The sequence below is a fragment of the Streptomyces sp. NPDC006544 genome, assembly GCF_040611715.1.
GTDB lineage: Bacteria > Actinomycetota > Actinomycetes > Streptomycetales > Streptomycetaceae > Streptomyces.
In genome coordinates, this window is the sequence record NZ_JBEXOV010000098.1 from 16,481 (window position 1) to 26,256 (window position 9,776).

Here is a 9,776-nt window from a genome sequence, read left to right on the forward strand (position 1 = left end):
ACCACCACCTCCCCCCCCCCCACCGCGCCGCGGTGGGCCGCCCGCCGACCAGCGGGGCGGCGCGCCCCGCGGCGCCCCTCTTCGGTGCCGGGTGCGCGCTAGCCGATCGCGCGGATGGTGCTCCAGCCGCTCTGCCCGACCGTGGTGCGGGTCCCGTCCACCGGCTCGCCCGCGCCGTTGGTCCCGCCCGCGTAGAAGAGCAGCGTGCCCGTGCCCTCGTTGGTGGTCGCCCACAGGTCGGCGACCCCGTTTCCGTCCGCGTCGCCGGCGCCCGCCAGCAGCGGCCGGTTGACGGACCCGTAGCCGTGCCCGTACTCGGTGCGCTCGCCGAAGGTGCCGTCGCCGTGACCCCGGTAGAGCCACAGCCGGTCGTCGTTCGTGTCGCGCGCGAACAGGTCGGCGCGGCCGTCGTGGTCGGCGTCGCCCGCCGCGCTCAGGTTCATCGGGGCCCAGCCCCGCAGGCCGATCTGCACCCCGGACTTCACGCCGGGGTTGGCGGCCGGGTTGCCCGCGTAGAGCCACAGGGCGTCGCCGAGGGTGGCGATCACGTCCGGGTAGCCGTCGCCCGTGGCGTCGCCGACGCTGACCACCTGGGAGTCGGCGGGGAGTCCGGTGCCGATCCGCACCGGGGAGGCCAGGGTGCCGTCACCGCGGTTGGGGTAGACGCGCAGCTCGGTGCCGACGCGGGCGACGAGGTCCTCGGTGCCGTTGCCGGTCCAGTCGCCGCGGTGGGAGACCGAGGCGCCGGCCCAGCCGCCGCTGCCGATCTCGGCCGGGCCGCCGGTGACGCCGCCGTTGCCCTGGCCGGCGTACAGGCGGAGCTTGCCCGCGTCGTCGACGGCGACCAGGTCGGACGCGCCGTCACCGTTCATGTCGCCGGCCCTCGGGGCGCCGCGCAGTACGGCGGTGACGGGCGCGTGGTCGGAGACCCCGCTCGGGGCGCCGCTGGTCGGCTCGTTCGGGGTGGTGTCCATCCGCGCCGAGTCGATGGCGCAGGAACCGAAGCGGCTCGCGCCGACCGCCTTCGTGGTGAAGAGGTGGTCGAGCTTGTTCCAGGAGTGTCCGCCCGTACCGACCGTGTCCCAGCCGTGGTACGTGAACCCGTCGATGCAGCTGTCGTAGGCGCTGGTCAGCGGCGCCATCTCGGCCGCACCGGCGTTGCGGTTGAAGTCGCCGCCCAGGACGGAGCCGCCGGGGGCGTGCGCGTCGAGGAACGCCTTGACGTTCTTGATCTGCTGGGCGGCGCGGCTCGCCTGGCCCGGGATGATGTGCGTGGTGCAGGGCGTGGTGCTCCAGCCCTCCACCGCCACGCACAGCGTCGACAGGGTCTGCTGGTCGTCCGTGGAGGCCGGCAGCGTGTTCTCGGCCCAGGAGCCGGTGACGTCGCCCTTGACGGCCAGCAGGATGCCGAGGTCACCGGTCAGTCCCGCCCGGCAGTCGGTGCGGCCGTCGGGGCGCGCGCCCTTGGCGTGCCGGATCGACCATGCGCTGCCGAGCCGCTCCTGGAGCAGCGCCATGTGGCTGCCGGGGGCACCGCCGCAGACCTCTTGGAGCATCACGACGTTGGCGCGCCGCTCGTCCACGACCTTCTTGACCTCGTCCATCTTCGCTGCGGGCTGGTCGCGGTACGGGCAGTAGCCCGCGTCGCCCCGGTTGCCGCCGGCCTCCCCGCAGATGTTCCAGGACACGACCCGGATCTCGTTCTGCGACGGCGCCGCGACCGGGACGGCCCCGGCCGGGGGCGCCGCGACCAGCGCGGTGCCGAGCGTCGCGCCCAGAGCGGTGACGGCCGCCACCACGGACACGAGCATCCGTACGGATCTCTTCAATTCCCCACCCTTTGTCAGTGCGATGACCGGCGGATCTCCCCCGCGGCCCCACCCATGATCACCCGTACGGCCCGGTTCGGGCCGTACGGCCCGGGTAGGGGACGGCCCGTCCTTCCCCTACCCACCCCCGGAGGGCCCCGTGCCCGACATGAACGGCCCCTACAAGCCCGGCACCCCGTGCTGGATCGACCTGATGGTTCCCGACCAGCAGGCCGCCCTGGACTTCTACGGCGACCTCTTCGGCTGGCAGGGCGAGATCGGCCCGGCCGAGCAGGGCGGATATTCCGTCTGCACGCTCAAGGGCAAGCCCGTCGCCGGCATCATGAAGGCGATGAATCCGGACGGCACCGTCCCCGACCCGATGCCGCCGACCGTGTGGACCACCTACCTGGCCACCGACGCCCTCGACGCCACCCTCAAGTCGGCCACCGACGCGCACGGCCGGATCGTCACGGGCCCGATGGACGTCATGGACCTCGGCCGGATGGCCGTCCTCGCGGACGCGACCGGCGCCGTCTTCGGTCTGTGGCAGGCGGGCACCTTCGACGGTGCGGGCATCGTCAACGAGCACGGCGCCCTCATCTGGAACGAGCTCAGCACCGGCGACGTCGCCGCCGCGGCCGCGTTCTACTCCGCCGTCCTGCCGGTCACGACGGCCCCGTCCGAGATGCCGGACGCCGAGGGGTACACGGAGTTCAAGGTCGGCGGCCGCGCTGTGGGCGGGATGATGGACCTCAAGAACCTCCCGCCGGGCACACCGCCGAACTGGCTCCCGTACTTCCACGCCGACGACGTGGACAGCATCCAGGCCGCCGCCGTCCGCGCCGGGGCCTCCGTCCTCGCCCCCGCCTTCGACATGGCGGCGGGCCGCATGGCCGTCCTGGCCGACCCGCAGGGCGCGCCGTTCGCGGTCATCAAGGCGAGTGCCCCGGAGCAGCCGGCCTGACCGGGGCACGGCGCGCGGGACCCGGAGCACCGCGCGCGGGACGGGACCGACCCGCCTGACGGGGCCGACGCGTGTGAAGGATCAGCCCGATGTGAAGGATCAGCCCGATGTGACGGGGCCCACAGGGAACGTTTTCCCTGTGGGCCCCCTCCTCTGTGTGCCAGAGCGTTTCACGGCCGGGGGGACACACGATGGGGGACACCATGGAGCACGCGACGGGTCCGTCGGCTCGACCTGTGAAGACGAGGACGGAGCCGCAGCCGCAGCCGCAGCCGAGGGCGAGGACGGGCACGGCGCGACGGCGTACCGGCCGGGCGCTCGCCGCGCTGCTCGCCGCCGACGGGCTGATCCACCTGTACTGGGCCACCGGCGCCACCTGGCCCGCGCCCGACGAGCGGACGCTGTCCCTGGCCGTGCTCGGCACGGAGGTGTCCTTCGGCCCCGCCGTGGTCCTGCCGCTCGCCGCCCTCACCCTCACCGGCGCCGCCGCCGTCCTCGCCCACGCGGAGGGCCTGGGCAACCGGCCCACCCGCCTGGCCGCCCGTCTGATCACCGCCGCCGTCGCCGCCGGGCTGACCGTACGGGGCCTCGCGGGCCTCGGCTGGGCGGCCGGCCTCCTCGACAGCCCTCCGGACAGTCCCTTCCCCACCCTCAACCTCGTCCTCTACACCCCGGCCTGCCTCGCCTTCGGCTGGGCGGCGGCCCGCCTGGCGAGGGCGCGTTGACCCCGGCTGCCCGGCCGGGCAGCCCCCCGGCCGGCCCCCTCACCCAGGCCGCCCGCGACCGCGGGGTCGCCCTCGCCCGCGCCGCGCGGGGCGGCAACACCCTGGCGCTGCACGACCTCCTCGACCACCTGACCCCGTACATCGCCCGGATCTGCACCCCGATCGCCCTCGCGGACGGCCCGGACGCCACGCAGGAAGCCCTGCTCGCCGTGTTCCGGTCGCTGCGCACGCTGCGGGATCCGGAGACCCTGTACGGCTGGGTCCGCTCCGTCGCGGTCCGCGAGGCCGTCCGCACCGCCCGGCGCGCGGCCCGCGACCGCCCGGCCGAGCTGACCGACGTGCCCGGCCGGGGCGACCCGCAGCTCGCCACCGACATCGACGACGTCCTGGCCCGGCTCACCCCGGCCCACCGGGCCGTCCTCGTGCTCCGGGACGTGGAGGGCCTCGACGAGGAATCCGCGGCCGCCGTCCTCGGCGTCCCGCCCGGCACCGCCAAGTCCCGCCTGCACCGGGCCCGTACGAGCTTCCGAAAGGCGTGGACCTCATGACGTTCCCGCTCGCACACACCGCCGCACACTCCCTCGGCACGGTCGGCCGGCTGCGCGTCATGGCCGCCGGTGTCCCCGGAGCCCGGGTCGTCGAACAGGTGGTACCGGCCCCCGTGGAGGCCGTCTGGGCGCTGATGTCCGACCTGGAGGGTGAGTTCGGCCGCTTCCAGCCGGACATGCGCACCGTCCGCGTCCTGCACGTCCGAGGTGACCGCGTGGAGGCCCTGGCCCGCAGCAAGTACGGGCTGCGCGCCCACTTCCGCGGCGTCCTGCGCCCCGGCTGGTGCTGGCTCCAGAGCCGTTTCCTCATCATCGGCATGGCCGCCGCCCCGGAGCCCGGCGGCGGCACGCGCGTCGCCCTGACCGGCGGTGTACGCGTCCCCGGCCGCGCGGCGATCGTCCCGCTGGGCGCGGAGCGGGAGCTGCGGGAGGCGATGGGGCGGCTGGCGGGACGCATCGGGGAGATGTCTCCGCGGGCAGAGGCATAGACGGCAGGGCCCGCACCCACCCACACCCACACCCACACCCACACCCACACCCACACCCACACCCACACCCACAGCGGATCTTGTCTGAGCCGTGATCTGTTTGCGGACCGAAATCCTCCCCACCCCGGTACGGGTGCCGGTGCCGGCACGGGCACGGGCACGGGCACGGGCACGGGCACGGGCACACAGACCGGTGGCGAGCTCGCCGCCACCGGCAGCGACCCCGCCTCCACCTGGGCGCTCGGCGGAGCCGGCGTGGCCCTGGCCATGGGCGCCGCCCTGGTCGCCGGCACCGGTCGGCACCGCCGCCGCACGACCGCCTGATCCGCGGTCAGCGGAACTCGCACCACACGACCTTGCCCGGCGCCCGGGGCAGTACGCCCCAGGCGTCGGCGAGGGCGTCCACGAGCAACAGTCCGTTCCCCGGCGGACGTTCGGTCATCCGGGAGAGGCCGGGGCCGCTGTCGTGGACCTCGACCCGGACCGTGGCGTCGAAGGCCAGCAGCCGCAGCAGGTACCCCCGGCCGCGCGGGACGCCGTAGCGCAGGGCATTGGTCGTCAGCTCGCTCACGCAGAGCGACACGTCGCCGTCCCGGCCGGGCCTCCCCCACCCGTGCAAGGTGTCACGTGTGAACTGGCGCGCGGCCGCGACGGACTGGGGATTGCGCAGGTAGAGCCGCTCGATCAGGAGGGCTGCTTGAGTATGCGGATTCACGGGACGATCGTCGCGCGCGGTCACTAGCGTGTGACTGAGCGTCGACCCGTACTCCTGGATGAGTACGGGTCGAAGCGGGGTAGTCCACGCACAGGGTGGGGAGTTCGCTGTCATGCCACCGAGGAAACGAGCGAGGCCGAACGCGACGACCACGAAGATGGTCGGCACGCAGGTGGCCGCGGCCCGAACCGCCAAGAACCTGACCCAGAAGCAGCTCGGAGAGCTGGTCCGGCTGGACGCGGAGACCATCGCGTCGATCGAGCAGGGACGGCGCAGCCTGATGCCGAACGTCGCGGAGCTGATGGACCGCCACCTCGGACTGCCGGGGTTGCTGACCGTTGCGGCGCACGGGATGCCGGAGGTGGACGCGACGCCGCCGTGGGCCGAGGAGTACATGGATCTGGAGTACACCGCGATCGCCCTCTCCTGGTTCGACAACCAGGTCGTGCCGGGCCTGCTCCAGACGGAGAGCTACGCCCGGGCCGTGTTCCGGTGCCGCGTCCCGGCGCACCCGGAGGCGGAGGTCGAGTCGCTGACCGCGACCCGGATCGCCCGGCAGGAGATCCTGCGCCGCCCCACCCCGCCGACCCTGAGCTTCGTCGTCTGGGAGGCGGTCCTCCGCGACCGGCTCGGCGGCGACGAGGTGTGGGCGGAGCAGCTCCGGCACCTGCGCGCGTGCGCGGGTCTGCCGGACGTGAGCTTGCAGGTGATGCCGCTTGGGCGGACCTCTCACGCCGCTCTCGACGGCCCGTTCACCATCCTGGAAACCCAGGACCACCAGCACCTGGGCTACACAGAAAGTCAGCGCGGCAGCCAGCTCGTCTCGGCCCCGGACGAGGTCAGCATCCTGGCGCGCAAGTATGCAATGCTGCGGACCCAGGCCCTCAACACCGAGCAGACACGGGGCCTGTTGGACCGCCTGCTAGGAGAGACATGAGCGCCACGACCGCACCGCAGTGGTTCAAGTCCAGCTACAGCGCCAGCGAAGGTGGCCAGTGCCTGGAAGTGGCCTTCGCCTGGCGGAAGTCCTCGTACAGCACCGACGAAGGCGACGCCTGCGTCGAAGTCGCCGCCTGCGCGACCCAGGTACACGTCCGTGACAGCAAGGTCGCCGACGGCCCCGTCCTCGACCTCGCCCCCGCCGCCTGGGACGCCCTTACGGAGTGGACCGCTCGCTGATCAGTTCGGCCAGGCCGTCCAGCAGGCGGCCCAGACCGAAGCGGAACTGGAAGTCCGGCTCGTCCGAGCCGGTGAACGCCGAGGAGTCCAGCAGCCGGGTCACCGCCGGGTGGCGCTCCGGGTCGGTCAGCAGCCGCAGCATGCGTACGTACTGGCCCACCACCTGGTCCGGTGAGACCCCGGACTTCACGATGGCGTCCATCATGTCCGCGGCCATGGTGGCCTCGTTCCGTACGAGGCCGCCGATCAGGATGATCGTGGAGAGCTTCTCGCTCTCCTCCAGGCCGGTGCCGGCGAGCGCGGCGAGCCCGCGTTCCATCCAGGCCAGCTGGTTCGGGGTGGCCGGCGGGGCCGTGATCGGGATGCGCAGGATCCAGGAGTTGGCCATCAGGACGGCCCGCTGCGCGTACGCCCAGTCGGTCAGCAGCTCCCGCCAGCCGACACCGGGGACCTCGCCCGAACCCGAACTCGAGCCCCCGGAGGGTCCTGGTTCCGGCGGGGTGCCCACGCCCGCGTCCGACATCAGGATGTAGAGCTCTTCCTTCGCCGTGACGTACCGGTAGAGGGACATCGTCGAGACGCCCAGTTCCTTGGCCACCCGGCCCATGGAGACGGCGTCCATTCCCTCGGTGGCGGCCAGGGACACCGCCGCCTCCACGATCCGGGGAAGCGTCAGCGTGGGGCGCGGCCCCTTGCCGGGGCGTTCGCGCAGGCCCCAGGCCATTTCCAGGCTCGCCGGGAGCCCGGTGCCTTCCACCGGTTCCCTCTCCGGCTCCTTCGCCATGGCCGCCCGCTTCCGCTCTCGTCGTTGACCCACATCCTAGTTCTGTGTATTACTTACACAGAAGCGCGTACTGCATACGCAGAACGCAGACTCGAGCATGCAGAAGGGAGCGTGGCCTCCGATGACCACGAACGACCTCGGCATCCGCGCCACCGGCCTGACCAAGTCCTACGGCGACCTCCGGGTCCTCGACGGCGTCGACCTGACCGTCCCGCGCGGCAGCGTCCTCGCCCTCCTCGGTCCCAACGGCGCGGGCAAGACCACCACGGTCCGCCTCCTCGCCACCCTCACCGCACCCGACTCCGGCACCGCCCGCGTGGCCGGGTTCGACATCGCCACGGAGCGGGCCCGGGTCCGCCAACGCATCAGCCTCAGCGGGCAGTTCGCCGCCGTGGACGACCTCCAGACCGGCGCCGAGATGCTCCGCACGACCGGCCGCCTCTCCGGCCTTTCGGCCCGCGCCGCCCGCGCCCGCGCCGACGAGCTCCTCACTCGCTTCGGACTCGCCGAAGCCGCCGCGCGCACGGCGAAGACCTACTCGGGCGGCATGCGCCGCCGCCTCGACCTCGCCGCGAGCCTGGTCGCCCGACCCGAGGTGCTCTTCCTGGACGAGCCGACCGCCGGGCTCGACCCGCGCAGCCGTCAAGACCTCTGGGAACTCGTACGGGAGCTGCGGGCCGACGGCACGAGCGTGCTGCTCACCACCCAGTACCTGGAGGAGGCCGACCGGCTCGCCGACCGCGTGGCCGTCCTGTCCGGCGGCCGGATCGCCGCCGAGGGCACCCCTGCGCAGCTCAAGTCCCGCGTGGCGGGCCACCGCCTCGACCTGACCCTCACCAGCCGCGACGCCTACGACTCGCTGGCCCCGCACGCGGCGGGGCTCGTAGCGGGGCTCGCGGCGGGGGCGGCCACCGGGACGGCGGACGCGCCCACCGCTGTCGCGGGGGCGGCCGCCTTCGCGGCCGAGGGTCCCACCCTCGCTCCGCAGGAGCTCGGCCTCAGCCTGCCCACCGACGGCAGCGCCGCCCACGTCCGGTCCCTGCTCGACGCACTCGACCCGGACCGCACCGCCGTGGACCGCTTCACGGTCCGCGGCGCCACCCTCGACGACGTGTTCCTCACCCTGACGGGAGCCGCACCGTGACCCACTCCGTGACGCCCTCCGCACCCACCTCCGCACCCACCTCCGGGCTGGCCGCCGGGGCCACCCTCCCGGCTCGGCCCTCCGTGCCGCCGGCCCGTCCCGCCACAGCCGTGGCGGCCCTGGTCCTGGCCGGGCGCAGCCTCCGTATCAGCCGCCGCCAACCGGACGCCCTGATCACGGCTTTGATGCTGCCGGTCATGCTGATGCTGATCTTCGTCTACTTCTTCGGCGGGGCCATCGACACCGGTACCGCCTACGTGACCTACGTGGTCCCGGGAGCGATGCTGCTCTGCGCGGGCTTCGGCGCGGCGAGCACCGCCGTCAGCGTCGCCACCGACCTGCGGGACGGCGTGATCGACCGCTTCCGCTCCCTGGACGTCGGCGGCGTCCCGATCCTGGCCGGACACGTCACGGCCTCGGTCCTGCGCAATCTCGTGTCCACCGGCCTGGTCCTGGCCGTCGCCCTCGCCATCGGCTTCCGCCCCCAGGCCTCGCTGCCCGGCTACCTGGCCGCGGCCTCGCTCCTGGTCGCGTACATCACCGCGATCTCCTGGCTGGCCGCGACGCTCGGCCTGCTCGCCGGCACGCCGGAGGCGGCGGGCGGCTTCACCTTCCTGATGATGTTCCTGCCGTACCCGTCCAGCGCGTTCGTCCCCATCGACACCATGCCCGGCTGGCTCCACGGCTTCGCCGACCACCAGCCGCTGACCCCGGTGATCGAATCCCTCCGGGCCCTGCTCCTGGCCCAGCCGGCGGGCGACTCCCCCTGGGTGGCCCTGACCTGGTGTGCGGGCATCGGCGTGGTGTCCGTGACCCTGGCGGCCGTCCTCTTCGAACGGCGGACGCGGTAGGCGGGGGCGGTGACGCGGGCGGTGTCCACCGCTGCGGCCCGTCCTGGGGGTGGACGGGCCGCAGCGGCGGATCTGGGCGCGTGCGTGCGGGCGTGCGTGCGTGACGCGTCACCCGTGACGCGGTACCGCGTCAGTGCAGCGGGTACGAGTGCCTGCCCGTCGCCGCGTCGATCTCCGTGTGGGCCTTCTGCAACATCTGCGACGCGAGATCCATCAGCGCTCGCGCGCCGGCGATCTCTTCCCCGACCCGCAGCTGATCCGGGTCGGAGGGGTGACGCATGGCGTAGCCGTGCGCCCGTATCTCGGAGCCGTCCCCGAGCCTGACCAGGGCCGCCGCACTCGTGCGGTGTCCTTCCTCGGTGAACTCGAGCTCCACATGCCACCCGACGAGCGTGGACATGGTGCACCACCTCCAGGGGTCAACCACACTGCCTCCAGGGTGCGCCTGCGGGAGGTGGGATGCGAGTCGGGGGGCGGGGCTCGAAGGGCGCCGGGCTCGCCCGTTTCGCCATCATCCTCGGAGCGCTCACCGCACTCGGACCGCTGTCCAACGACGCGTACCTGCCG

Annotated in this window: 12 protein-coding genes; 8 read left to right on the plus strand and 4 right to left on the minus strand. The window is 73.4% G+C overall.

The genetic code is table 11. The features are described from left to right. Positions 1-98: 98 nt before the first annotated feature. On the minus strand, positions 99-1,829 hold the full coding sequence (locus ABZY44_RS31175) for an FG-GAP-like repeat-containing protein (protein ID WP_356659684.1): 1,731 nt from the start codon (positions 1,827-1,829) through the stop codon (positions 99-101). A gap of 148 nt (positions 1,830-1,977) precedes the next feature. On the opposite strand from ABZY44_RS31175, the gene ABZY44_RS31180 reads away from it, so the two are divergent. From ABZY44_RS31180 to ABZY44_RS31195, 4 genes are all read left to right on the plus strand, one after another. Next, positions 1,978-2,775 carry a VOC family protein gene (locus tag ABZY44_RS31180; protein ID WP_356659704.1) on the plus strand — a complete coding sequence of 266 codons (798 nt, stop codon included), beginning with the start codon at positions 1,978-1,980 and terminating at the stop codon, positions 2,773-2,775. 236 nt (positions 2,776-3,011) lie between these two features. Beyond that, entirely contained in the window at positions 3,012-3,500 is a 489-nt protein-coding gene (locus tag ABZY44_RS31185) for a DUF3995 domain-containing protein (RefSeq protein WP_356659686.1), read from the plus strand. 101 nt (positions 3,501-3,601) lie between these two features. Next, complete coding sequence (locus tag ABZY44_RS31190; RefSeq protein ID WP_356659706.1) at positions 3,602-4,048, plus strand: RNA polymerase sigma factor; 447 nt, start codon at positions 3,602-3,604, stop codon at positions 4,046-4,048. Then, a complete protein-coding gene (locus tag ABZY44_RS31195; RefSeq protein ID WP_356659688.1) occupies positions 4,045-4,536 on the plus strand; it encodes a hypothetical protein in 492 nt (163 codons plus the stop codon). The genes ABZY44_RS31190 and ABZY44_RS31195 overlap by 4 nt, the downstream gene beginning before the upstream one ends. Positions 4,537-4,867: 331 nt before the next feature. Here the strand turns inward: ABZY44_RS31195 and ABZY44_RS31200 are convergent, their stop codons facing one another. Next, a complete protein-coding gene (locus tag ABZY44_RS31200) occupies positions 4,868-5,251 on the minus strand; it encodes an ATP-binding protein (protein ID WP_356659690.1) in 384 nt (127 codons plus the stop codon). Between the two features lie 157 nt (positions 5,252-5,408). Between ABZY44_RS31200 and ABZY44_RS31205 the strand changes: the two genes are divergently transcribed. Beyond that, entirely contained in the window at positions 5,409-6,188 is a 780-nt protein-coding gene (locus tag ABZY44_RS31205; RefSeq protein ID WP_356659692.1) for a helix-turn-helix transcriptional regulator, read from the plus strand. After that, a complete protein-coding gene (locus ABZY44_RS31210) occupies positions 6,185-6,430 on the plus strand; it encodes a DUF397 domain-containing protein (RefSeq protein WP_356659694.1) in 246 nt (81 codons plus the stop codon). The genes ABZY44_RS31205 and ABZY44_RS31210 overlap by 4 nt, the downstream gene beginning before the upstream one ends. Here the strand turns inward: ABZY44_RS31210 and ABZY44_RS31215 are convergent. Beyond that, the gene (locus tag ABZY44_RS31215; RefSeq protein WP_356659696.1) at positions 6,408-7,214 is read right to left on the minus strand and encodes a TetR/AcrR family transcriptional regulator; all 807 of its coding nucleotides are present in this window, start codon (positions 7,212-7,214) and stop codon (positions 6,408-6,410) included. The two genes, ABZY44_RS31210 and ABZY44_RS31215, sit on opposite strands and share 23 nt — an antisense overlap. Positions 7,215-7,335: 121 nt before the next feature. On the opposite strand from ABZY44_RS31215, the gene ABZY44_RS31220 reads away from it, so the two are divergent. Next, complete coding sequence (locus ABZY44_RS31220) at positions 7,336-8,358, plus strand: ATP-binding cassette domain-containing protein (RefSeq protein ID WP_356659698.1); 1,023 nt, start codon at positions 7,336-7,338, stop codon at positions 8,356-8,358. A 110-nt stretch (positions 8,359-8,468) separates the two neighbouring features. After that, on the plus strand, positions 8,469-9,209 hold the full coding sequence (locus tag ABZY44_RS31225; RefSeq protein ID WP_356659708.1) for an ABC transporter permease: 741 nt from the start codon (positions 8,469-8,471) through the stop codon (positions 9,207-9,209). 130 nt (positions 9,210-9,339) lie between these two features. Here the strand turns inward: ABZY44_RS31225 and ABZY44_RS31230 are convergent, their stop codons facing one another. Then, positions 9,340-9,609 (minus strand): DUF1876 domain-containing protein, encoded by a 270-nt coding sequence (locus tag ABZY44_RS31230; RefSeq protein ID WP_356659700.1) that lies wholly within the window; start codon positions 9,607-9,609, stop codon positions 9,340-9,342. Between the last annotated feature and the right edge of the window lie 167 nt (positions 9,610-9,776).

Coding starts and splice junctions, on each gene's coding strand:
- ABZY44_RS31180 (WP_356659704.1), top strand. CDS start 1,978: ATGAACGGCCCCTACAAGCCCGGCACCCCGTGCTGGATCGACCTGATG.
- ABZY44_RS31195 (WP_356659688.1), top strand. CDS start 4,045: ATGACGTTCCCGCTCGCACACACCGCCGCACACTCCCTCGGCACGGTC.
- ABZY44_RS31205 (WP_356659692.1), top strand. CDS start 5,409: ATGGTCGGCACGCAGGTGGCCGCGGCCCGAACCGCCAAGAACCTGACC.
- ABZY44_RS31210 (WP_356659694.1), top strand. CDS start 6,185: ATGAGCGCCACGACCGCACCGCAGTGGTTCAAGTCCAGCTACAGCGCC.
- ABZY44_RS31215 (WP_356659696.1), bottom strand. CDS start 7,214: ATGGCGAAGGAGCCGGAGAGGGAACCGGTGGAAGGCACCGGGCTCCCG.
- ABZY44_RS31220 (WP_356659698.1), top strand. CDS start 7,336: ATGACCACGAACGACCTCGGCATCCGCGCCACCGGCCTGACCAAGTCC.
- ABZY44_RS31230 (WP_356659700.1), bottom strand. CDS start 9,609: ATGTCCACGCTCGTCGGGTGGCATGTGGAGCTCGAGTTCACCGAGGAA.